The sequence below is a fragment of the Stieleria tagensis genome (assembly GCF_024129865.1).
Classification (GTDB): Bacteria; Planctomycetota; Planctomycetia; order Pirellulales; family Pirellulaceae; genus Stieleria; species Stieleria tagensis.
The window spans coordinates 54285-79210 of the sequence record NZ_JAMYFE010000058.1 but is presented as its reverse complement, the minus strand read 5'-3'; the positions used below and the strand labels follow the sequence as shown (position 1 = coordinate 79210).

Annotated in this window: 16 protein-coding genes; 5 read left to right on the top strand and 11 right to left on the bottom strand. The window is 57.2% G+C overall.

The window, feature by feature from the left end; translation table 11 throughout:
* Nucleotides 1–4: 4 nt before the first annotated feature.
* From NHH03_RS14600 to NHH03_RS14585, 4 genes are all read right to left on the bottom strand, one after another.
* Nucleotides 5–2032, bottom strand: coding sequence for a GAP1-N2 domain-containing protein (locus NHH03_RS14600; RefSeq protein ID WP_253157302.1), 2028 nt, complete (start codon nt 2030–2032; stop codon nt 5–7).
* Between the two features lie 261 nt (nt 2033–2293).
* Nucleotides 2294–3622 (bottom strand): hypothetical protein, encoded by a 1329-nt coding sequence (locus NHH03_RS14595; RefSeq protein WP_253157300.1) that lies wholly within the window; start codon nt 3620–3622, stop codon nt 2294–2296.
* A gap of 330 nt (nt 3623–3952) precedes the next feature.
* A complete protein-coding gene (locus NHH03_RS14590; RefSeq protein WP_253157298.1) occupies nt 3953–6913 on the bottom strand; it encodes a serine/threonine-protein kinase in 2961 nt (986 codons plus the stop codon).
* Entirely contained in the window at nt 6910–7611 is a 702-nt protein-coding gene (locus tag NHH03_RS14585; RefSeq protein WP_253157296.1) for an ECF-type sigma factor, read from the bottom strand. Before NHH03_RS14585 ends, NHH03_RS14590 begins: the two co-directional genes overlap by 4 nt.
* Before the next feature lie 424 nt (nt 7612–8035).
* Between NHH03_RS14585 and NHH03_RS14580 the strand changes: the two genes are divergently transcribed.
* Nucleotides 8036–9040: a DUF1573 domain-containing protein gene (locus NHH03_RS14580; RefSeq protein ID WP_253157294.1), complete on the top strand. Its 1005-nt coding sequence runs from the start codon at nt 8036–8038 to the stop codon at nt 9038–9040.
* Nucleotides 9041–9324: 284 nt separating this feature from the next.
* On the opposite strand, the gene NHH03_RS14575 is transcribed toward NHH03_RS14580, so the two are convergent.
* Entirely contained in the window at nt 9325–10044 is a 720-nt protein-coding gene (locus tag NHH03_RS14575; RefSeq protein ID WP_253157292.1) for a redox-sensing transcriptional repressor Rex, read from the bottom strand.
* Between the two features lie 554 nt (nt 10045–10598).
* Between NHH03_RS14575 and NHH03_RS14570 the strand changes: the two genes are divergently transcribed.
* Nucleotides 10599–12374, top strand: coding sequence for a hypothetical protein (locus NHH03_RS14570; protein ID WP_253157290.1), 1776 nt, complete (start codon nt 10599–10601; stop codon nt 12372–12374).
* A 332-nt stretch (nt 12375–12706) separates the two neighbouring features.
* Nucleotides 12707–14347: a prenyltransferase/squalene oxidase repeat-containing protein gene (locus tag NHH03_RS14565; RefSeq protein ID WP_253157289.1), complete on the top strand. Its 1641-nt coding sequence runs from the start codon at nt 12707–12709 to the stop codon at nt 14345–14347.
* A gap of 440 nt (nt 14348–14787) precedes the next feature.
* On the opposite strand, the gene ribH is transcribed toward NHH03_RS14565, so the two are convergent.
* From ribH to NHH03_RS14540, 5 genes are all read right to left on the bottom strand, one after another.
* Nucleotides 14788–15273 (bottom strand): 6,7-dimethyl-8-ribityllumazine synthase, encoded by a 486-nt coding sequence (gene ribH, locus NHH03_RS14560; RefSeq protein ID WP_253157422.1) that lies wholly within the window; start codon nt 15271–15273, stop codon nt 14788–14790.
* Nucleotides 15266–16780: a transcription termination factor Rho gene (gene rho, locus NHH03_RS14555; RefSeq protein ID WP_449339289.1), complete on the bottom strand. Its 1515-nt coding sequence runs from the start codon at nt 16778–16780 to the stop codon at nt 15266–15268. Before rho ends, ribH begins: the two co-directional genes overlap by 8 nt.
* Before the next feature lie 131 nt (nt 16781–16911).
* The gene (coaE, locus tag NHH03_RS14550; protein WP_253157288.1) at nt 16912–17592 is read right to left on the bottom strand and encodes a dephospho-CoA kinase; all 681 of its coding nucleotides are present in this window, start codon (nt 17590–17592) and stop codon (nt 16912–16914) included.
* Nucleotides 17593–17611: 19 nt separating this feature from the next.
* A complete protein-coding gene (locus NHH03_RS14545; protein ID WP_253157287.1) occupies nt 17612–18328 on the bottom strand; it encodes a zinc ribbon domain-containing protein in 717 nt (238 codons plus the stop codon).
* 121 nt (nt 18329–18449) lie between these two features.
* Complete coding sequence (locus tag NHH03_RS14540; protein WP_253157286.1) at nt 18450–19925, bottom strand: class I adenylate-forming enzyme family protein; 1476 nt, start codon at nt 19923–19925, stop codon at nt 18450–18452.
* 232 nt (nt 19926–20157) lie between these two features.
* Between NHH03_RS14540 and NHH03_RS14535 the strand changes: the two genes are divergently transcribed.
* Both NHH03_RS14535 and NHH03_RS14530 read left to right on the top strand, forming a co-directional pair.
* A complete protein-coding gene (locus tag NHH03_RS14535) occupies nt 20158–22623 on the top strand; it encodes a DUF1592 domain-containing protein (RefSeq protein WP_253157285.1) in 2466 nt (821 codons plus the stop codon).
* A complete protein-coding gene (locus tag NHH03_RS14530; RefSeq protein ID WP_253157284.1) occupies nt 22620–23966 on the top strand; it encodes a DUF1552 domain-containing protein in 1347 nt (448 codons plus the stop codon). Before NHH03_RS14535 ends, NHH03_RS14530 begins: the two co-directional genes overlap by 4 nt.
* A 266-nt stretch (nt 23967–24232) precedes the next feature.
* Here NHH03_RS14530 and NHH03_RS14525 read toward each other — a convergent pair whose 3' ends face one another.
* Nucleotides 24233–24748 carry a hypothetical protein gene (locus NHH03_RS14525; protein WP_253157283.1) on the bottom strand — a complete coding sequence of 172 codons (516 nt, stop codon included), beginning with the start codon at nt 24746–24748 and terminating at the stop codon, nt 24233–24235.
* Between the last annotated feature and the right edge of the window lie 178 nt (nt 24749–24926).

Below are 24926 nucleotides of genomic sequence, written 5' to 3'. Positions count from 1 at the left end.
ATCGTCACCAGGAAAATCGAAAACGAAGCGAAATGCGTCTTAACAAGACACCCTTCGCATCAAAAAATTGCAAATCCGGAACCTCAATTGTCTGCCCCGTCTGCAGGGCGGAAAACGATCGGTTCAATTCATCCGCAGCCTGCGCGATTCGTTCGCAACTGCTGACCAAACGCAGCAATGCCGCCTGTTCTTGTTGTTCAATCGGTTCGGTTGTTCGTTGCACCTTCGACTGCAGAGCCTCGCTCAGCGCCGTTGCTTCGCCCGCCAAACTAGCGCCAGTCGATGGATTGCGAATCAACGAACGCAGGAACGCCTCGTCACCATGCAGTGAACGCGTCAGGAACGACTCCGTCAGCACACGCAAGGATGATGGTAATCCGCCACTGTCCTGTTTGATCGCCTGCACCAATTCTAAAATTTTGGCCAAGCCGACGGAAAAATTCCGATAGGCCGCCGCCTGTGCTGTAAAGGGTTCGGCCGGTTGCGACCAGTCCAGTTCGGCGACCGCAATCAAATCGTCCTGTTCAGGGGCCCAGAACAGTTTGGTTGACGGAGCGATTTCCGGTATCCCTGGAATCGATTGGACGACAAATTCTCCCGTTCGTTCCGCCAGGGAGTTCGTACTGAGCCGCAATTTTGTTTCCGTCCCCAAAGAACGCGTCTCGCCGCCCCAGGAGAACAACGTCGACTCCGCTGGCCCCGCCGTCTGCGAGTTCTGCTCGGACGATTCGATGCGTACCTTGCCCCGCAACTCGATCGGTTGCGGCAGGGCCGCGTCAGCGGAATCGGATTTGGCGGCTGATAATTCGCTCGCCCAACGAAGGATCTGTTTTTGGTCGTAGTGCAACGGAATCACCACCAAACGTTGTGGTGTCGGCTGCGGTGAAGGTGCTTCTGTTGCCGGAACAGGCGATTCGACGGGAGCCACCGGTGCCGGGGGCGAGGGCAGTTCAGGGGAATCTGACGGCAGGATCGGTAACCCCGCCAGATGCCGTGCGACCGCCCAAGTCGCTCCCAATCCTAACAACAGGGCAAAGGCGACTAGGCCGACCACCCAATTTTTACGGCGCTGACCGGCGGCACCAAAATCCGCTGGCAATTCCGGTGGCTGTTCGATCGCAGGCGGCGAGGTTGCGGTCTGGTCCAGTGGCGACCAGGCCGATTCGACCGATTGCTCGGGTGCGGAATCTTGAACGGCGGTGAAGGAATTTGTGGGAGCGGCTTCCGGTTCGCCGCGGATGACACCTCGCGCGCGTTCGACCCATCGAGAAGCCGTCGTGATCGACTGCGCTTTTGTCAAATCGATCGCTCGGTCACTGGATGCCGCAAACCGAGCCGCTTCGGTACCAACCGGGACAAAGCGAATCTTGCATTGCACATCTGGCGGGACATTGACCGCATAGGTGTTGAAGGTGGCTCGCCAACGCTGGTTGACCGGCAACAGCGCGATGGATTCGTCCACCAATTCCAGCAATTGCTCGCGCTGTTCGATCGGATAGATGATCCATAGGGGTTGGACATCGTTGGAAACAAACGCTTCGGCCACCACACCGCCCCAACCCGCATCGCCGACAACACCTTTCCAAGCCGAACAGATCCGTGGTGATTGATCGTGGCGCGGGATCGTTGGTCCGACCGCCGGCGTTTCACATTGCCCCAGCCACTCGCTGCGAATCACGCTGGGTTGTTGCAGCACCCATGCCGGTCCGGCGGCTGACATTTCAGTCGGATCGACGGTCACGTGGTGAGCGATCTTGTTGCTGCGTCCGGAGTAGTCCGTCCCATAGGCTGCGACGCGTGAGAGCACCGACACCAGCTGTCCGCCCAAATTCAAACGTTGGTGCGAATAGGCGACAGGATTTTGCGCTGCATGGGCGCTATCGTTGGCAAAGACGGGGCTGTAGCCCGAAATCGACTCCAGCCGACCGATCACATTGATCGGCATTCCGGCGGTCGTGAGGACCGTACAAAAACCACGGCTGCCGTGACGCAAGCCTTGCGGCGCAGAGGTGTAAAGTAATTCAGTGCTCATGCCGTGCGACCGCGAAACCTTTCTCTCTCTCTATCGGATTGCGCAAGTTTCAATGCTCGTAGGCGGGCTTTGGAAGCCCGGTTTCCGAACTCGCGGAAACCAGCGCCAGCTTTCCGGCTACCGCTACTGGCGCTGCACTAATCTTCGTCAACTTTTAAAAGTGGGGTAAGCTTCCAGCTTGCCTTCACCACACCGGGTGAATCGCAAGCTGGAAGCTTACGCCACGAATTGTCGACCCGAAATTCAAATCTGGATGAAGCACTAATCTTCGTCGGTCAACCATTGACCGTCTTGTAACGACGAACGCCCGTCAGTGGCTCCCACCAATCCGCCCGCCCAATTGTGCAGTGCCATCAACATCGGAATCTCCACCCAGTACGGTTGCATATCGCGTGGCCGGATTCCCAACGCCCCGGTTTCTGGGTCGACAGTGGGGCTGCTGCCGCTGGCACTGACGGGGATAAAGGTCAGGCTGGTCGAAAAACCTTCGGCGGCTGCCACGATTTCCGGGCAAATCTCAGCCATCAATTCGCCGACTTTCTCCGACGTGTCTTTGATCCGCTTGCTGTCCAACGAACAAAACTTGGTGCCAGGGACCGGTAAATAAGGTTCCTCGGTCGAAACATCGGGCAACAAATTCTTCCAAGCATCCCACTTGGTGACGATGATCACCAACGGCCGTTGGTGCAGTTCGTCATCGCGCAGGCCCGCGTGTCGGCGAACACGCTGGATCGCTTCCAGCAAGATCGTGTCTTGGCGGACCGTGGTTTCACGTGCCAAGCGGGCGGTCCGCGAAGCCATTTGTGGGTCTTCCGATTTGCCTTCGCAGGCGCGTCGGAACCGTGTGTCCTGGGTCGGATCAAAACAGAAGAACAAACACTTTGAACAAGCCAGGTGGCGCGTGACCGGGTTGATCGTTTTGTCTGCGCCGGGGAAAAAGCTTTCGCCGGCGTTGTCATACAGACAAACCAGTTTGGAAATTTCTCGGTTGCGTTTGTAGCGAGGGTGGCTCGACAGCGGTGTTAGATTAAACATGAACGGCCGCGGCAGCGACACACTGTGGTCGCCCATGTCGACCGTGTCGTACATGTCGCCCTGCTCCTCGGTCTTGGCCAGCGCCACCGGCGTGTCCAGGTCCGGGTTCATGAACTGCAATTCTTCGTATTCATGGATCCGGGAATTGGTTTCGGCGTCGACGTCGCTGAGTGAGACCGCGAAACGCTTGGGCAGCGTCTGGCGCAATTTCCAAGACATCGATGTCAGGAAGTAACTTTTCCCACAGGCCGGCGCGCCAAAGATGCTGAAGAACAGACTGGGCACCTGATACATCGAACGCGGCACATGCAGGTGACAGCGTGGACAGGCCAATCGCGTCGCCGGTTGCCCCATTTCGTCAATCGCGTCCCCTTGCGCCGTGAAACGACTCGGTAGAAATCGCTTGGCGTGCTGAAAGCCCAATTTCGCATCGCCCAGCAAATCGGGGTGCTCCGATATCCAAAGCGACTCCTCGGGCGCATAGGCATTCCAGCAGTGAGGGCACGTGACTTTGTTAAGCAACGTGAGCGCTTGGGATTTTGCAGCGGTCAGCATGCCGTTGGAAGCGAATTCGCGGATTGAGCAGATTGAAAAGGGTTGACTGATGAACAGTCTAGACGATGGCCGGTTGGGTTTCCACCAAATCGATGGAGCCCGGGCGCCCGATCATTGTTCGCTCAAAACGGATTGCCCCGTTGATGACTAACGGCAATCTAACTCAATTCCAGCTCCATTGGCCTCCGATTGCGTCGTTTCTAGGAACAATAGGGAGTCAAACGCAGTTCGAATGCACGCCGAGTCGAGGTGGCGAGGCAAAGCCAAGATTCACCCGGTGTGCAGATGGCAGGCTGGAAGCCTACCCGATTATAAAAAGTTGACGCTCCACTAGCTGGACATTTCAATCGCGCTGCTGGGCGGTTGCAGATGCTCTACCGAAGGCAAATAGTCGGCCGCGGCATCGAGATCGCGCAGCGGTTTGAAGGCGGGGTGTTTGGCCAATAGCAGTGGGAACATCAACGCCCCGCTTTCGTTCAGCCGCCCCAACATGTCCCGTTCGACCAGGCTGGAACGTCTGAGATCAAAAATCGCTCGATTGAGCGCCGCACCAAAGGGGCCATACGGCAAATCAGCCAGGGTCGATTCGCGCTGTTGAAAATAGGCCTCGCGATTATCGGGACGTTTTGCCCAGCCCAGCGTCTGCGCGGCGAGTTCGTACTGGTGTTGTTGTTCGTAGATGTCCACCAGCAAACCGACGGCCAGTTTTCGAGCCGGATTACCGACCGGTGTTTCATCACGATACCGGGTCGCATCGGCGATGGCCCCTTCGTTGTAGTTAAAGAACCAATCGACGCGGCAGCGATCGGTTTTGATGTGCAGCGACATTGGACTCATTTTCGATGCGGACCGCAGCGAATCGCGGGCGGCGGTTTCGAAGCCCAAGGCCGCCAGCAGCAATCCTCGTTGGTGCAGGAACTGGATGTCGTAGCTGCCGTTGCCCACGAGACTTTCGAACAACTGATAGGCCGTTTCGAAATGATAGAGCGATTGCCACTCGAGCATCGCTTTTGCTAATCGACCGTCAAAGGAGCGAGGGTCGCTTTCCAGAGTGGTGGTGATCATCGATGTGGCATCTGCCAACTGCGCAAAAGACTCTTCACTGTCACTGCGGGCAGCTAAATGCAACGCCGTGACGGCGCCAGCGGCCAGGGCGTTGATCAACCGAGGGTCTTCTCGATAGGCACTTTTGTAACACAGCAGTGCGGCTTTCAAACCCTTGGTGCTGTCGGCATCCGCATTGGCCTGGCCTTTGACCAGGCAACTGTACGCCTTTGCGTTTGGCGGATTTTTCTCTCTGCAACTGGTGACCAATGCACAGCCTATCTTGGCTGCGACTTTGGAAGCCACTTCGCCTTGCGCAAGCAAGCGGTCCCCCAGATTGTTTCCGGTCTGATCGGTGACAAACTCGCCGCTGTCGAACACGATGCCATCTGGATTGACCAGTTGCCATTTCAGCACCCAGATTTTGCGTTGCCCCATCGACTGGCTGCTGAACGAACCGATTAAGAATGCATCGACATTTAATTCGCGACTGAGTTGGATGTAGTCGTCAGTTGTTTCAGCCGTCAGGGGGCGATAGGGCAGGACTGCCAATCCATCAACGGCTGACAGTTCGTTAACCAAGGTTGCCGAAAGAGCTTCGCCGACGGTCAGTTCGCGCCCGGCCAATGGCATCCGATTGTGATTCGGATCGGCCGGTTGCCCGTCCGCATCCCGCAGCGTCAACACAGCAATCGATTTGACATCCCCAATGCCTTTGGCAGTCGTATCGATCGCGAAACCACCCAACATGCCACCGACCAACCCGCCGGCAAGCGTGGTCAAAAGATGGCGTCGCAACCATTCTTCGCTGCCGCCGGCCAGTCCGCCGGCGTTAACACCGGAACCCAATAGATTGACCGATGGGTTGGAATTGAACTGTCGCAGTCGCTGATAAACATCGGTTGCCGCGGGGCGATCGGTCGGTGATTTACGAACACACTCGGCGATCAATTCACACAGCAGTTGCGACTGTTGGCAGCCATGCGTGTCGTGATGAACTTCTCCCTGCAATGTTCCTGCCAATCGATCGGCAGGGGTGTCGCCGGGGATCGCCGGTTTCCCGTTGAGCACCTCGTACAACACACATCCAAAACCGAACATGTCAGCGGCGCTGGTCGCCGACTCGCCACGTGCCTGTTCGGGGGCCATGTAGCCAGGCGTACCTAAAATCGTACCGGTTCGCGTTTTGGATGGATCCGCGTTGCCTTCCTCAGGCAACAACGAGTCGCTGACCCGAGACAATCCAAAATCCACCAATTTGATTCGAGGGCCGGGCTGGCCATCGGAATCTTTCTGGTCCACCAGCATCACATTTTGTGGCTTCAGATCTCGATGCACGACACCGGACTGGTGCGCCGTGGCCAGTGCCCCGGCGATCTGCATGCCGATTTGGCGGGTCTGGTCCGGCGTGAAAGGGCCGGATTGCAACCGATCCGCTAGGGTTTGGCCGTTGAGCAGTTCCATCACTGCGTAAGGCACTGCATCGACGACACCGACATCGAACAGTTCGACAATGTTGGGATGCGAGAGCGCCGCAACCGCCTTGGCTTCGCGCTCAAATCGATCCACTAACTCGTTGCGTTTGGGATCAGTAATTGCAAGATTTGGGAACCCCATCATTTTGATTGCCACGGGGCGATCCAGCCGAGTGTCGACCGCTCGATAGACGACACCCATGCCGCCGCGGGCAATCACGTTTTTCAGTGCGTAGGGACCGATCGACGACGGGGCCTGGTGCGATGCAGATGCGGTCGGCGGCGAATTCGAGCCGGCAGCGGATGTCGCGGGACCGGAAAGTGGCACACTCTGCTGGTCCATCCACTGCGTGGCCGGGGTCACTGAAACCGGTTCGTTTGAATCCGCTGCATCAGGAATTGGCGCATCAGCAGCCGAACCGCCGGCAACCGTCACTGCGGGTTGTCGCTTTGCTGCCGTGGACTGTCCCCGGTTGATTCCCGTCTTTGACTGAAACGGTGCGCTATAGCCGGTTGCGGCGACGGCGTCGGATTCGTGTTTCCGGCGCAATTCATCTTCGATCGCCAATAGTTCTTGACGGATCAGTTCGACTTGTTCTGGCTGGGGGCCACTGGTCTGCGTCTCGAACAAGGCAACCGCATCGTCAACCGTCATCGGGCTGCCAGCGTTGATGCTTTGCTCGAACTTCAGACACACCGTGTCGATCACGGCGAGTTCTTTCGCGGAAAGATCATCCAATTTCATCGCGTTTTCACCCGAATGCACGCTCACGCCGAATGGTCAGACTCATCTTCATCATAATGGGCTTCCTCGGTCCAAGTCCGCCGAATCAATTGCAAACGACGCTCGGTCGCCCGTTTGCTAAGCCCCAATCGGTCCGCAATCTCGTCGACCAGAAATCCATCCATACGCATCACCGCAATTTGCCGCAGTTGGTCATCGGGCAACTGGTTCAGCAGTCTCTCGCAAGCCTCTTCGAGCTCGGCCTTTAGATCCGCTGTCGGGGCAGCACCCGAAACACCGCCGATCCCGACCGACCGCTTGGCATCGCTGGGGTCCATGAACACGGATTCACCGCGGACCGAACCGCCACCGCGTTTTTGCCGGGTTTGGAACCGCAAATGGGCATTGACTTTGCGCCCGGTTAGCGTGATGAGCAATCCCCACAGGTTGTCCGGGCCGCTGAGATCCGGAAACTGGTCGCGACGAATGCCAGCGATAAAACTGTGAAAGGCCGACAATGCGATGTCTTCTTCGTCACCGGCACGCTTCAAATTCGAGGGCAGACGCTTGGCGGCCAAGCGGACAAGCCGCTGGAAATACCCATTCCATAGCTCGGCAATCGCCTGGTCGTCGCCGCACCGCACGCGATCCAAAGCGGCCGAAAATCGTTCCGCATCCGAATGGCCTGCGGCGGAGATCCCCGGGGCCTCAGACGGGTTTTTCTGTTCGTCTTGCATGCACGACATGATGATGGATCTCAGGTGGTCGGCCAAGCCTACGCGGGAGGGTTGACCCAAACGCTGTAGCCCGACCCCGTTAATGGGTGGTTATTGTGGAAAAACTGTTCAGATCGGGCGGTTTGACTTGCCCAGTTGGGGCGGTTCGGTAATCATCTCAAACAGTGCACGTGGCCTGTGTTTTCTGCGTTCAAGGGCGTAGGGGACGCTCGTGCACTATGGATTGGGTTGCGATTTTCCCCTTCCTGTGAACCTGCGGCCAGCCAACACATTGGTGGGGCTGACTTTGACGGGTGGAGGATTTGTCGTAATCTCGCTGGCGACGCCAAAACGCGACCTACAGTTCCCACCAGCGGGGAACAACGTGTGGAGTTTTCGCGCTGATCGATCACTGTCACAACAAACATTCGCCACCCGGGGGGGAATTTCAATCATGTTCCGCGTGAATCTTGCCACCACGATTGCCTGCTTTGCGATCGCATTTTCCGTTGCAAATGCCACTCTCGAGGCCTCGGCTGGTTGGCCAGACGACGCGTTTCCTGTCAAAACGCACGATTTCGGAACCGTCGCGGTCAACTCCAAGACGGAATTCCGGTTCCCGATCTACAACCGCTACACCCAGCCGATGCACCTACAAACGGTCCGCCGCAGCTGTGGTTGTACTACCCCGATCATCGAGACGTCTTACATCCAGCCCGGACAAACCGGATCGATTTTGGCAAGATTTAATACGGATACCTTTCGCGGCAAGAAAGGTGCCACTCTGACCGTGGTCGTGGACAAGCCCTATTACGGCGAAGTCACGTTGAAAGTAGACGGCTACATCCGCAGCGACATGGTGTTTCATCCCGGGGCGATTAATTTTGGAACTGTCAAACAGGGCGAAACAAGTTCCAAAGCCTCACGAGTGCTCTATGCCGGTCGCAGCGACTGGGACATTGCCGATGTTCGCAGCAACGTGCCGTGGTTGGTGCCGTCGAAAAAGTTGGTCAGCCGCACGAACGGCCGCGCCGAATATGAACTCATGGTTGCGATTCGCGAAGACGCACCGACCGGGCCGTTTGAAAACGAAATCGTCGTGATCACCAACGATACCAAACGACCGGCCGTTCCGTTCCGTGTCTCAGGGACCGTTGAAAGCCCGCTCAGTATTTCGCCACAAGCCATCGCTTTGGGCAGTCTGAAGCCCGGGCAGCAGGTCGAAAAACGGTTGGTCGTCAAAGGCACTGTGCCGTTCACGATCGAATCGATCACCTGTAAGGGTTGGGAGGTGACGTTCCAAAAAGCGACCGCTGCGAGACCGGTTCACATCGTCAACGCCACGTTCATGGCGACCGAGGCATCAGGTCCACAAAAAGTCGCGGTTGAAATCACCACCGCAGGTCAAGAATCAGTCACCGCCAAAGCCATTTTGACGGCTGACGTCCGCGTGCAGTAGTTCGCCCGCCGAGAATCTATTGTCTCCCGAAGCGCATGATTTGAAATTGCGCTTTCGCGTCAGGCATGGGTTTTTCCTATCCCGACGCGTCACGGACTGTTGATCTAATTAGCCGGTCGCACGTTGGTGTGGAGGATTTATCCGACCGGCTTTATTCTTCGCAGAAAACCCTCACCCGAGTCGGACAAATCCTCCACACCAGCGCCGCTGAAGTTGCGCTTTCGCGTCACGCATCGGGCTGAGATAAAAACGTAACTTCACCCACAGGCATCTCACGGCTATCGCTAGCGGTTCTGAACGCTAAAGGCTAGTCGTTGGAGTTCGCTGGCCAAGTCGACGTTGACGACGGCGGTGTTGCCGGACAATCGCAGTGTGGTTGGCGCGAAATTCAAAATGCCGCTGACACCGGCGGCGACCAAGTCAGCGGCAACCAGCGTGGCTTGTTCGACGGGCACCGCCAGGATCGCGAGGTCGGGTGAGAGCTCGGCCAGTTTGCCCGTCATCGTGGCCGAATTCCACACCGGAACTCCACCAATTTCGGTCCCAAATTTATTGGGGTCGGAATCAAACGCGGCGGTCAAGCGAAATCCCAATCGTTCGAACCCCCGGTAGCGTAGCAGGGCGTGACCGAGCGAGCCCACGCCGATCAAGACCACTTGCCATTGCACGCCACTGCCGAGCGTCAGGCCGATCTGTTCGATCAGATTGGCAACCGGATAACCGACGCCGCGGCGTCCGATCGTGCCCAGACTACTGAGATCACGCCGGACCACGGCCGGTGAAACATCGACGAGTGCGCCGAGTTGTTTGCTGTTGATGTGCGTCTGGCCTTGATCAGCCCATCGATGCAATTCACGAAAATACAAACTCATCCGCCCCACCGCCGGGCGTGGCAAGCGTGGTGTGTCCGTAGGGGCAACGAACTTGAGAGGGAGATCCGGGTTCTGAGGCATTGCCGAATTGTAACGGATCTCATCCGACGCGTTGGGTTGGGAAAAACTCATGCCCTGCGCAACGGCGCCGCTTCAAAATTCAGGTGTAAAAACGCCCTGATTTCGGCCTAGGTCATACTCAGTGGCGGGGTTGGAAATGTTCATGGGTTATGCGGGATCTTATCACTTGAGTCTGTCCCTGTTCCCACTCTGCTTTACATGCCTGATGACAACTACAACCGCTACAACGGTTACGGATTGCAATGTTGGCACGCCCGTACAGCCTAGACGTCTTATTTTGCCTTGATGAGCCTGTTTACTTGGTCGGAACCTTTTACGCAGTCGATTAATTGACGGCATAAGGACCCAATTCGTTGTCACGCACAGTTTGCGTGTCCGTTCCATCTTCCTCCCACCATTCGTGTTGGTAGATGGGAAAAAGAGTTCGCCAGGGCAGTGAGACCAACCTTCTGAGTTTGGTTTGCACTGTCCAAAGCATCTCAAAACGGGGGGTCTTTCGTCGCAGTGCACGTGCACGTCAATAGTGCGGGAAGGTGTGAGCAATGGGTCTCGCACCGTCCAGTGCGTCCCTTTGCAACCCAAAGTGTTTCCTGGAGAAAGAAGAGATGAAAAGGCTGTGGTTACTGCCTGCGTTGACGATCATTGCGATCGTATCGGGGGCCCAATCCGCTCGCGCCGCTTATTGTGGTGCAATTAGCTACCAAGGTTGTAGTTCATGCGGAGATTCGGTTGTCAGTGACGGTGTTGTTGCTGATGGTTCGGCTGCTGCGGGTGCAGTGGTCGAAGGTGCTTCCGACGCGTCAACAGGCGATTGTGGAAGTTACACCGTGATGCGTAACGTCACCGAAACGGTTTACGAGCAAGTCCAAGAGACTCGCTACCGTACACGGAACGAAACGTATTACGAGGACAAAGAAGTCCAAGCGACTCGCGTTGTTCCTTACACGGAACAAAAGCAAGTCAACTACACCGTGATGGTGCCGACGTACGAAACCAAAACTCGTACGATCAACTACACGGTTAACACACCGGTTTACGAAACTCGCACGAAGACGATCAACTACACGGTCAAGAAGCCCGTGTACGAGACTAAGACTCGTACGATCAACTACACCGTTTGCAAGCCCGTCTACGAGACTCACGAAAAGGTCATCAACTACACGGTCAAAAAGCCTGTGTACGAGACCAAAACGCGTACGATCAACTACACCGTCAACAAGCCGGTTTACGAAACTCGTACCAAGACCATCAACTATACCGTGATGGTTCCGGTTCAAGAGACCAAGACTCGTACGATCAACTACACGGTTTACAACACCGTGCAAGAGCAAAAAGTTCGTACCGAGAACTACACCGTCATGGTTCCCGAAACCTACACCAAGACCATCACGGTCAAAGGTGGAGCATGGGAAACCCAAACGGAAACCGTTCCCGGCCCGATGATGCGCCGTACCGTTCGCGAACCAGGTACCTGGACGTTTGATCCAGAAACCTGCCGCTGCGTCTACTGCCCCGGCGAATGCCGCACCGAATGCGTTCAAGGTTGCCCCAAGACGATCTGCAAGAAAGTCTGGGTTCCGACCTGCGAGCAAAAGGAAATCACCTGCACACGCTATCGTAAAGAGTGCCGCACGCGTGAAATCCCTTACACCGTGTGCCGCAAGGTTCCCGAGTGCAAGACCAAGGTTTGCAACTACACCGTCTGCAAGATGGTTCCTGAGTGCCGCACCAAGACCTGCAACTACACCGTTTGCAAAATGGTTCCTGAGTGCCGTACCAAGACCTGCAACTACACCGTTTGCAGCTATGTCTGCGAGCCTCGCACCAAAGTTTGCAAGTACACCACTTGCAAGATGGTTTCCGAGTGCCGCACTAAGACTTGCAACTACACCGTTTGCAGCTACGTCTGCGAGCCTCGCACCAAGACTTGCACCTACAAGGTCTGCAAAATGGTTCCCGAGTGCCGCACCAAGACTTGCAGCTACAAAGTTTGCAAGATGGTTCCCGAGTGCCGCACCAAGACCGTTTGTGTCAACAAGTGCCGCACCGAGTGCTACACGAAAACCGTCAAGGTCGCAAAATGCCGTCAGGTCTGCGAGCCTTACACGGTCACCAAATGCGTTCCTCGTACCGTTTGCAAGCAAGTTCCTGTTACCGTTTGCTGCCCAGCACCTAGCTGCTGCGAAGCACCGGCTGACGCTTGCGGCTGCGGCAACGGCTGCGACAACGGATGTGGCAATGCTGCACCGAGTTGCGGAAGCTCGAAATCGGGCTGCGGACTGCTGAAAAAGCTGTTCGGCGGATGCAAAAAGAGCTGTGGATCGAGCTGTGACGTTGCACCCACCTGTGGTTGCGAAGTCGCTCCTTCCTGCGGCTGCTAATTGACTCGGCTTGGCAGGTCCCGCTTCGTAGGGGACCGCCGGGCCAATCAACCTGCACGCGACAAACAGAGCGGGGTGAGTTTCCGGTTCCTCGGAGACTTGCCCCGTTTTTTTGTCCTGCATGGACAAATCCGATACAATTCGTTTTAGTAGGGAATCACCCACAGGCTCCGTCTTTTCTTTTTTTCGGGCTACCCACCGTGTCGCAGAGTCTTGGTTCAAGTGACTCCTCGTCCGCCCGTACTCTGCAATCGATTGACATGCCGCCCGTCCCAACGCCTCCGCCCCCGCCCCCGTCCGGTGGCAATGGTTCTCGACGGAGAGCAAACCTGATGATCGATACCCAAGGCAACACCATGCCTGGCGGTGACCCAGGATCAGATTCCAGCGGCCGATCCAAACCATTGCCCCCGCCCCCGCCGCCGCCACGTTCCACCTTGGCGCCGGTCCGACCGCTGCCAGACACTCAGCCGACCCGCAGTGGGATCGGATCGGCCAGCACCCGCTGGCGAGGCGGTCTGCCCCAAATCACTCCCGCCGGTCATTGCGATCCGCTCGATGCCGAAACCCAGACGCCGACGGTAGCCGGCAGCGACCAACAAGACAGCGGCGATCCGGTCGCGCGATCGGCACCCTCATGGTTGCTGAGCCTGGTGGTGCACTTGATCGTGCTGGTCATCCTAGCTTTGATCACTTCACCGGCTGGTCAAGGGTTCACTAACCTGGTGCTCGAAATGGGGTTCAGCGACGACGCGGTGGACGACCCCGTGGAACTGGATCTGTCGTCGTTGGAAACCAGTGAGATGCTCGACAGTGCGGATCAATCCACCGAAGACGCGCTGGTGGAAACCGAGATCCCGGATCTGTTCGAAATGGTTCAACCCGCCGATGAGTCCGCGATCGAACCGGTTCAGTTGGGCACCGAATCGATCGAGATCGCCAAGCCGATGTTTAGTGGCCGGACCGGTGCGATGCGTAAGGCATTGATGGCGATGTACGGCGCCACCGATGAAACCCGCGAAGCGGTCAAACTGGGTTTGGAATGGCTGAAACGTCAACAACAAAGCAATGGCGGTTGGAGTCTGCAGCGTCCCTTCACCGGTGGCGGGATGACCGAGAACTCGCCTGCGGCAACGGCGATGGCACTGTTGGCGTTTGCCGGCGACGGCAACACGCACCTGGAAGGCCCCTACCGCAAAGAGGTCGATGACGGTTTGAAATATTTGGTCAGTCTGCAGGACCGTGGCGGATTCATGGCCGACAAAGCCCGCGGCAATGACAAGACCTATGCCCAGGCACAAGCCACGATCGCGCTGTGTGAACTGTACGGCATGACGAAAGATTCCTGGTTGCGCGCGTACGCCCAACGCGCGGTCGACTATGCGATGAAAGCTCAATCGTCCGGCGGCGGCTGGCGCTATCGGCCCAATGAACCCGGCGATACGTCGGTCACCGGCTGGTATGTGATGGCCATCCAAAGCGCGCTGTCGGCCGGATTAGAAGTCAATGAGTCCAAATTTCGCCTGGTCAATGAATACCTGGATTCCGCCAGTGTTTACCAAGGCGCCGGCTATGCCTATCAACCCGGTAGCAACAACGCCACGCCGACGATGACCGCCGAAGGCCTGCTGTGTCGCCAATACCTGGGTTGGCCTCGCGATCATGCTCCGATGCGGGAGGGGATGGAACTGTTGCTCGCCGACGCACCGCTGGATATCCGCAACCACAACGTTTACTACTGGTACTATGCCACGCAAGTGTTTCATCACTACGGCGGCGAGTATTGGACCGAGTGGAATGACCAGATGAAAGTCAAACTGCCGGCGCTGCAGATCAAAGAGGGCAAGGAACGCGGCAGTTGGGCGCCCCAGCGTGACCGCTGGAGTATCGGCGGTCGGTTGTACACAACCTGTTTGTCGATTTACTGCTTGGAAGTCTACTACCGGCACCTGCCGCTGTATCAACAGCACTAAAGGACTATAGCTGGCCGGGCATTGTTGGTGTTCTATGACGATCGGGTGCCTGGGGCTAACGCCAACCAGGCTATCAACTCCCGTCGCTCCGCGACTCAATCACACCTGTTCTCCGCCGCCTCTCAATCGCGGAGACGATCGCGCGCGCTCAATCGCGGAGCGATGTCATGAGTTAGCCAGGGGTGAACCCCCTGGATTGAGCGACGACATTCTCTGCCGCCCCTCCGGGGCTCGTTGATATTTTTTGACGATCAATGCCTGGGGCTGACGCCACCAGGCTAACCACTTCCGTCGCTCCGCGACTCATTCAAACCTGTTCCGCGCACGTAGGGAGTGTGTTTACCACGGTCAGGTCGAATGAATCCTCCACACCAGCGCGACGGATCGATCGACTGAACCCTGGCGGGATCAGCTACGATGCTGCTTGTGATTCGGCGATCCTAAACGGGACGTGTGCTGGCATCCAATTTGGGGCTCAGTCGCAACAGTTCCAGCACGGCCTCGGCGGCTTCGTTGCCTTTGTTGCCGACCGTGCCACCGCTGCGCTGCAGGGCTTGCTCGAGCGTGTTGCAGGTCAACAATCCGAAACCGATCGGCTTTCGCGTTTCGATCCCCAATCGCATCAGTGCGTCGCTGACCGAGCGATTGATGTGTTCGTCGTGTGTGGTTTCGCCTTTGATCACACAGCCCAAGGTGATCACGGCGATGCAGTCGGACTGATCGAGCAACTCGGCGGCGACAAGTGCCAATTCCCAGGCCCCCGGGACACGAATGACTTGATACTGCTGGTCGTCGTAGCCGGCTGCAGTGAGCGTTTCAATGCTGCCTTGGACCAACGAGTCGCAGATGCCTGCGTTATATCGGCTGGCAATGATCGCGATTTTTCCGGGCGGCAATTCGCCTGACACACCGGTGATTTCAGTCAACATCCTTTACACTCAACAAAAACTCGACGTTGTTTTGGGTCTTCTTCAAACGTTTGACCAGGTCATGCATCGCATCGGCCGGGGAAGAATCAGCCAATCCGCGACGCAACGAAGAAATGCGGTCAAATTCTTCTTCATTCAGCAGCATTTCTTCGCGGCGGGTGCCGCTGCGGCTGATGTCGATCGAGGGCCAAATCCGTCGGTCGACCAGGTTGCGGTCGAGCACGATTTCCAGATTTCCGGTGCCTTTAAATTCTTCGTAGATCACGTCATCCATCTTGCTGCCGGTATCGATCAACGCGGTGGCCAAAATCGTCAGCGATCCACCCTCTTCGGTCTTCCGTGCGGATCCAAAGATCGCTTTGGGTTTCTGCATCGCGCCGGCATCCAACCCGCCGGTCAACAGTTTGCCGGTCGATTCGCCTTCGCTGTTGTGAGCCCGAGCCAAGCGGGTGATTGAATCCAGGAAGATGACCACATCGGTTCCGGCTTCTACCATTCGTTTGGCTTTTTCGATCACCATCTGTGCGACCTGAATGTGTCGCTGTGCGGGTTCATCAAAGGTGCTGCTGATGACTTCGCACTGCGGCCCCTGGACTTCGCGTTCCATGTCCGTGACTTCTTCGGGGCGTTCATCGATCAACAGAATGAACACATAGGCGTCGGGATAGTTAGCCAGGACCGCGCGGGCCATGCTTTGCATCATCACCGTCTTGCCGGCCCGCGGCGGGCTGACGATCAGTCCGCGTTGCCCGAACCCGATCGGCGTCAGCATGTCGATGACGCGAGTCGAGTACTCGCTGCTCTGGTGTTCCAGCATGATCCGCCGATTGGGGTGCAGCGGGGTCAGGTCCTCGAAGGCGATTGCTGCGTTGCGCTGAGCCGGGTCGCGGCGGTTGATCGCTTCAATCCGCAACAGCGCGAAATAGCGTTCATTTTCTTTCGGCGGACGGATTTGACCGGCGACATGGCTGCCGGTTTGCAGCCCGAAGCGACGGATTTGACTGGGCGAGACGTAGATGTCATCGGGACAGGAGACGTAGTGGTGTTTGCTGCTGCGCAAGAATCCGAACCCATCGGGCAGAATTTCCAGCGTCCCGTCACCGTACATCAACCCACCGACTTTCATGCGATTTTTCAAGATCGCAAAGATCAGTTCCTGTTTGGGCAGCGTGTCGGCCGATTCGATGCCTTCGGCAACCGCCAATTCAATCAGATGGGATTCATCCATCTCCTGCAATTGCGACAAATTCAGTTGCGTTCCCCCGTCACCGGACGGGATGCCGACGCGCTGACCGACTTTGGTGGCTTCGCTGACGATTTCTTCGGGCAGCGACAGCGGATCACGTTCGGCATCCAATTCGCGGATCCGACGGTCAACGATTTTGTCTGGGTGTCGTTGTTGACGAGGGCGACGATTGTTGGAAAAGTCGCGTGAACCGCCATGACGTTTGGGGGCGCGGTCACCACCGCGGTTGTCATCGCCCGAGGGCCGGTTGGATTGCATGATTCTTGCGTCGGATGGGACGCGGGGGAAAAGGGAAGAGTGGAGCTTGCTAGCGGAGAGCAAAGGTGGGGAGGGATAGAGGGATAAGCGATCGGCCACCGCAAACGGGTGCAAGACGTCAGCAGAAAAGGTCAACGCATTGGCCGATCAGTGACACAGTGACGCGTTGGGCTGGAGCGATCTGCAGTGGCCCGTCGGGTTTGTGCGTCCATCATTCTAGCGATCTGTTCCCAGTGACGTCGGAGATTTTGATGCAAAGCATCTAAGGTCGCATCATTCAACATAACAACATTACTGAGCCGACATTTCGACTCTATTGGCATCTGGTTGGCTTCGCGTCGGTCCAGTTCCTGGGAATCCCAGCCGCGATTTTGGATCCACTGCAGTCGACGGGCACGCGTAGCATGCACGCACCAAATGCTGTCGCAGCCGCGGTCCCATCCCGATTCAAACAGTAGCGGGACGTCTAGTAGCGCCACCGAAAAACCATCCTGGGCGGCGGCAATCAGCTGGCGCCGAATCTCAATCCGGGTGCGGGGATGCACCAGTGATTCCAAAAAGGCAAGGTTTTCGCGTTTTGCGGAATCGGTGCCAAAGACCAGATCGGCAACTTGGGCGCGATCGATGGTTCCTTGTTCGGTCAGCAAGCCGCTGCCAAACCGCGCCGTTAATTGAGAGATGACGTCAGCATGTTGCAGGCAGTCGCGGGCGATCAAGTCGGCATTGATCCACTGCGCGCCCTGCTCGGCCAGAAACGAGGCCGCCGTTGATTTGCCGCCTGCCGGCGATCCCACGATTCCCAACACCATCATCGGCCGCGACCCATTGGATTCAGGTGTGGTACAGCCATGCCGAACAGGCCGGGCAGTGAGTCAGGAAACCCAAACGCACACGATCAACCATTTGTGTGGTCAACGTTTGGTTGCATCCGCCACAGGAATCTTCTTCGATCGGCGCCAGTGCCTCGTCACCACGGCCCTCGATCAATCGCCGGTACTCCGATCGCGCGGCCGCGGGCACGTCTTTTTCTGATTTCTCAAGTTCACTGACCACGTAATCCAGGTCCGCCCGAACCACTTCCATTCGGTTGGCGATGTTCTCCACCCGCTCGTCATGCTCTTTCGATTTTTGCTCCAATTCCTGCTGCGCTTGTTGGATCGCTTCTCCAAGCTCGTCGATCCGCTCCAAGCCTTCCAGGATTTCATCGCTCTGGACGCTGTTGGCCTGTTCGTCCGCGGCAATCTGTTCCTTCAGCAAGTTGAACTCTTTGTTGCTGGCTGCCATATTGAGCTTGGCTTTGAGTTGCTCAATGTGGTCTTCACGAGACTTCAGTTGAAGCTGTTTCTCGTCACAGGCCACCGTCGCGGTTTTGACCGCCTGTTTCGCATTTTCCAATACTTGTTTGCACTCGGCGACAATCGTCTCTCCGGCTTTGACCTGCCGCGGACCTCGATCCAATTGCGATTTCAGATCTGCCTTTTGCAGGTGCAGCGAGTGCAGACGTCTCAGAAGTTCGCTGGGAAAGAGTGTCTTGTTGTCGACGGCCATGTAGTTGTTATCCGGGTGAGAAGACTCTGCGTGGGGCGCATCCGATTCCCAGCGCACAACTCGTATGATACCGCTGTGATGCCCGATCACGAAACCCGTGGCGCTACAACGGAAACGCCTGTCACGACTGCGATTGAGCGATGTGGCTCAGAAATCGCAGCATCGGCTGGCGTCGGATCGACCCCTTGCGATTAAACAGGCTCTCACGATCCTGGGGCGGGATCGTGAACGTTCGCAGTTGTCGCGGTTGTTCCCAGCTGGGGTGTGTCGACAAGATCGCGCCGGTCGACGGGGGTGACGCGCCCGCATCCTGCATTTCAAACCAAGCGTCAACCGACCGCCCGTCCGGATTGATCGTGATCACCGCTGTGCGCACCCCGAGGATCGATTGCAACCGTTTTTCGATGCACATCGGATCCACTTTGTAACCGTTGCTTAGAACCAGCCGGTCATCGCTGCGTCCCAAGATCTGTAGCTGACCCGAGTCGTCGCAAATGCGGACCAGATCACCCGTGTCCAACCAGTCTTGGGCATCAATTCGCTGCTTTGTCGAATGTGGATCCATCCAGTAACGGCTCATTTGATGTGCGCCGCGGACCCACAGGCGATCCTGTTCGATCCGATGCTCCCAGCCGCTGACCAATCGTCCGGCAAATCCCGCGATGCAATCCGCTGGCGTTTGACTGGAAATCACCGGCCCTGATTCGGTCAGTCCGTAACCTTGCACGACAGCAACATCGCGCTGCCGCCAGGCTTCAAAGTCGGCTGCCGCGAGCGCCGCGCCACCACATCCAAGCACCCGCAATGAGTCGGGCAGCGGCCCGTCGTGCAAGATACGACTGGCTAAACTAGGGACACTGTTGCAGTGAGTCGGCTGATACGTTTCGGCTAGCGCTGTCCAACCCTCGTAACCGCGCGCAATCGCCAATTCACAGCCCGACAACAACCAGGTTCCCAAATCACAGGTTCGCGCATAGGCATGTGCGATCGACAACACCGTTAAACGTCGATCCTCGCGCGTTTGCGGGACCGCCGATAGCTTGGCTTGCGCGTTGCACAGCAAACTGGCGTGTGACAACACCACGCCATTGGGTTCGCCAGTCGTGCCGCTGGTCCACAGCACCAATGCGTCCCGCTGCGGGGCGATGGCTGTCGGTGTGCCTAGCGATACATCGCCGCAGTCACGATGCTCCCACGCCTGGCAAACCAATTGGTGCTTGGATGATTGATCGATCCAGTCGGCGTCGGCTCTGTTGCGGCAGGCCTGTACATAGGGCTGGCCGCCGGATGCATCAATCGGGAATTCGACGATGCCGGCTGCTTGGCAGGCAAGTGCCATCAGTACATCGTCAGAGTGGTTTTCAACCGCGTGACTGATTCGTCGATGTTCGGTCTCGCCATCGTCGGCAAACCTAATCGAGGTCGTTTCGACAAGTCGACGGGCCAGCGCACCCACCCAACGATTCAGTTCTGACCAGGTGACCGACCGGGCGTGATTTGGGTCTGCCGGAGAGATCCAAATCAATGCACGATCATTTCCGCAGCGCAATGCGTTGGCATGGAGTGCATCGGTTAGGCAATAGACGTCGACTGGCACGGATTCAGTGAATGGGGCAGGTCGTGAGGGTGGAATGGGGGCAATTCATTTGTCAATGACCCAGAATGCCACTTTGTAGACTCGCAACGGCAGGATCGTGTATCATTAAATGGTTCAGTTCCCGTAGCTGAGCCCGCCAGGGCTTAGACCGACTGAACCCTGGCGGGCCCAGCTACGACACAGAAAGTCAAATCCTCCCTCCCCATTCCCGCTCGCGTCCCATTATCCGTCTATGCGTCTCCAGCAATCGCCCCTCCAGCAATCATTGCGGATTGCGTTCGTCTTAGCGGTTTGTCTGGCTGTCGTCCACCGTCGTCCGCTGCAAGCGCAGACTCCCGATGACTCAGTCGACTCGGCATTGACCGCCCAATTTGTTGTCGAACATTGTTTGGATTGTCACACCGGGGCGGATGCCGAGCGAGGTTTTGAGCTGAGTGATTTTGGCTTGGGGGGCAGTGGCGAAGACAGTGAATCAGCCGAGATCGATGTGGCAGCCTGGGAGAAAGTTTTGCTGCGGATCGGCAGTCGGCAAATGCCACCGCCGGACTATGGCCAGCCAGATGAATCCGAGTACGCGGCGGTCGAGCATGCGATGGCGAGGATTTTGCAACGCCGTGCGTCGGAGCATCCTTATGCGGGGGTCACCGAACCGCTGCGTCGACTGACGCGGACGGAGTACAAGCATTCGATTCGCGACCTGCTGTCGGTCGAGTTGGATGTCAGCGAAATCTTGCCGCCGGATTCATCGAGCGACGGTTTCGACAACATCACCGTCGGTGAGCTTTCACCCTTGTTGATCGACCGCTATTTGACAGCCGCCACGCAGATCAGCCGTGCAGCAATTGGCAGTTCTGTGTCGGCCCCTGGCGGGATCACTATTCGTGTTCCACCCGATCAAAGTCAGGAGCGTCATGTCACCGGTCTGCCGCTGGGCACCCGTGGTGGCACTTTGGTTCAGCATCACTTTCCCCGCGACGGGGTGTACGAAATCCAAGTTCGCTTGACACGTGATCGTGATGAACGAATCGAAGGGATGAATGAGCCACACGAATTAGACGTCTTGGTCGATCGTCAGCGTGAGCATCGTTTTGAATTGAAACCGATTCGCGGCAACAAAGGTCACTCGACTTATGACGCCGATTTCAACGTGCGAGTGACATTGACCGCCGGATCACATCAGATCGGTGTGACGTTTCCAGAAAAATCGACGTCGCTTTTGGAAATCAAACGCGAACCTTTTGATGCCAGTTACAACCGCCACCGTCATCCACGGCAAACGCCAGCGGTTCACGAAGTCTCCATTGTCGGTCCGTTTCACAGCCAGGACGCACCCGACGATCGCCGCCCGGGTGCCGCCGACGATGAACATTCGGCAAGTCGACGCGCCGTGTTTGTGGCGCGGCCGAATACGAACATGACGGCCAACGAAGCTGCGGAGCAGGTGTTTTCGAATCTTTTACGCAAGGCCTATCGGCGTCCGATCGAGCCGGCGGATCTTGCCGTGCCGATGCAGTTCTTTCAACAATCGTATTCGCAGTTGATGCCGGACCAACAAGCGCGAACGTTGCAAGCGAGGTTTGAGGCGGGTGTCGAAGCCGGATTGACCAGCATTTTGGTCAACCCGAATTTTCTGTTCCGCGCGATCGAGCAGCCTGCCGATCTGCCACCTGGCGTGGCCTATCCGATCCATCCGGTAGAATTGGCCGGCCGGTTATCGTTTTTTCTGTGGAGCAGTCTGCCGGACGAAGAACTGTTGTCGCTGGCCGAATCTGGACAGCTGACTGATCCGCAGGTGTTGGACGCCCAGACGCGGCGGATGTTGGCTGATCCGCGCAGCCAATCACTTGTCGACAACTTTGCCGATCAATGGTTGTACCTACGAAATCTGCCGTCGATCACACCGGATCTTCGTAAGTTCCCCAGTTTCGACAACAACTTGCGAGAAGCGTTCGCGCAAGAAACCAAATTGCTGTTTGCCGATGTGATCGCCCGCGACGCCAGCGTGATGGAATTGATCGACAGTAAGCATGCGTTTCTAAATGATCGCTTGGCCATGCATTACGACATCCCAGGTGTCGTCGGCAGCCACTTTCGTCAGGTCGAATTGCGTCCGCAGTGGCATCGCGGTGGACTACTGCGCCAGGGCAGTGTGCTGATGGCCACGTCCTACGCAACACGAACGTCGCCGACGATTCGCGGTGCCTGGGTGTTGGAAAATGTGCTGGGCACACCGCCACCGCCACCGCCACCAAACGTGCCGACGATCAAAGAGAAATCATCCGCCCAACCATTGTCCTTCCGCGATGCATTGGCGCAGCACCGGTCCGATGCCGCCTGTGCCAGTTGTCATGATTTAATCGATCCGGTCGGTTTTGCCCTGGATCGCTATGACGCGGTCGGTCGTTGGCGAATGACGGTGGAGGGTGAGCCTGTCGACGCGAGCGGGCGTCTACCGGACGGGCAAGAAGTGGTTGGCGTGCAGGAGTTGGAGCAGGGTATACTGAAACGTCCTGCATTATTCGTCACCGCACTGACGGAAAAATTAGTGACCTATGCGGTCGGTCGTCCGGTCACCCATGACGACGGTCCCGCCGTCCGACAAATCGTCACCGCTGCGGCACAAGATCATTATCGTTTTTCAGACCTGGTGTCTGGAATCACTCACAGTCCACCTTTCCTGATGCGAACAAGTCGATGAGTCTTAGCTCAAAAACGCTCTCCCGTCGGACGCTGCTGCGCGGCAGCGGTGTGGCCATCTCAATGCCGTTACTCGATGCGATGATCCCCGGCGCCAGCGCGGGGGCTCTCCCAACGCCGACGCCGATTCAACGGATCGGTTACGTCTACATTCCGATGGGTTTCAATCCCGCCGAATGGACACCGCAAGGCGACAGTGGCGCACTGGGTGAATTGCCGTCCAGCCTGCAATCGTTGGAACCGGTCAAAGATCAATTGACCGTGATGACAGGTATGGATTTGCAAAACGCCTATCCAGGATCGCACGCGACCAGCAACTCGGCCTTCCTGAGTGCCGCACGTGCAAAATTGACCGAGAGCACCGACTATTTCTTGGGAACGACCGTTGACCAAGTCGCTGCGCGCCAATTGGGATCAAAATCTCCACTGGCATCGCTGGAGTTGGCGATGGATTCGGCCAACACCGTCGGTCAGTGTGACAATGGTTACGCCTGTGTCTATCAAAACAACCTGTCGTGGTCTTCGCCGACCACTCCGCTGCCGTCGGAATCACATCCGCGGTTGGTGTTCGAAATGTTGTTTGGTGACGGCGGCAACGTCCAACAACGACGGGCCGCGCTGCGCAAGCGGGCCAGCCTGCTCGATTCGATCGCCGTGGAAATGAAGCGACTGCAAAACCGCTTGGGCGCGAACGACCGCAACGTTGTCGATGATTACCTGACCAGTATTCGTGAGGTGGAGCGCCGGATCGTGAGTGCCGAATCGTCCGCCAAGGACAACCCATTGCCGGATCTGGATCGACCGGTGGGCGTGCCGGCAGAGTACGCCGAACACGCACGATTGATGTTCGAATTACAGACGTTGGCATTTCGTGGCGATATCACGCGTGTGTCGACGTTTCAGTTGGCTCGTGAAGCCAGCAATCGAGCGTATCCGGAAATCGGTGTTGCCGACCCGCACCACCCCACCACGCACCACGGAAACAATCCTGAAAAACTGGCCAAGGTCGCCAAAATCAACCAGTTTCATGTGTCGCTGTTTGCCGAATTTCTGGAATCGCTTTCAAAAATCCCCGAAGGTGACTCGACCATGTTGGATCGATCACTGTTTTTGTACGGCAGTGGAATGGGCAATCCGGATGCTCACGATCACACCAACCTGCCGATTCTAGTCGCCGGCGGTGGCGCGGCGGGCCTGCAAGGTGGACGACACATCCGATACGACAAACCGATGCCGTTGTCGAACCTGCATCTGACCTTGCTGAATAAAGCCGGTGTCCCACTCGAGACGTTTGCCGATAGCACTGGCCGAATCGACGACCTGTTCGATCCCGTCACCCTATAGCGTCAAGCGGATGCAGTTCCGCAGTCAGAATCGTAGCTGATCCCGCCAGGGTTCAGACCGGCCGGCGTGCCTGGGAAATCTGAACCGTGGCCGGCCCAGCTACGGGGTTGGCCTGGATTCTTCGTAGCTGATCCCGCCAGGGTTCAGACCGGCCTGGGATGCAGTGGAAATCTGAACCGTGGCCGGTCCAGCTACGGTGTTGGAGAGCGCGGATCCGCGCCGGGCTGATTGAACACCTCGGTCCGCTTGAGATAGGCCATCGCGCGTCAGACTCGCGTCCATGAATCGGGCTGAAACAACCGAAGTTCGGGATAACCCGGTAGCAAACATCCGGTGTACTTGTAGTCTGCGAAGTGATCAACGGGAACGAGTTTTTTCCGTTCAGGGTTGCGTGCGATGTACTCACCGATTCCTTCGAGATTCGTTTCTTGGAGTTCTTTTTCCCGCAGTACGCGATCGTGCCCTTGCTGCTGCCACTCGAATCCGATTCGACGCAATGACTCGTTGGATCGTTTACGGAAGAACTCCATCGCAATGAGTTGATTTGTTCGGATCGACAGCCCATGCCAGAGTAGGTGCGCGTGGTCGGGCATCAGGCAATAGATGAAGCAGGCAACTCGATAGCGAAAGCAGGTGTGAGTCAGGATTTCACGAAACCGATAGAGAAATTTGGGCGTTAACCATCCCGTCGATCGATGTTCCGTTGTCAGTGACCAGTGGACCCACGCCTCACCGCAATAATGCTCCGGTTCCAGACGTCGCAAGTAGTCGTGCTTGGTCATGGGCGAAATGCCTCTCATGATTCGTAGCTGATCCCGCCAGGGTTCAGTCGGCCTGGGATGCTGGGGAAGTCTGAACCGTGGCCGGCCCAGCTACGGGGGTTGGGGAAATTTTAGCAGACAGCCTGGGATGCTGGGGGAGTCTGAACCGTGGCCGGTCCAGCTACGGGGTTGGCCTGGA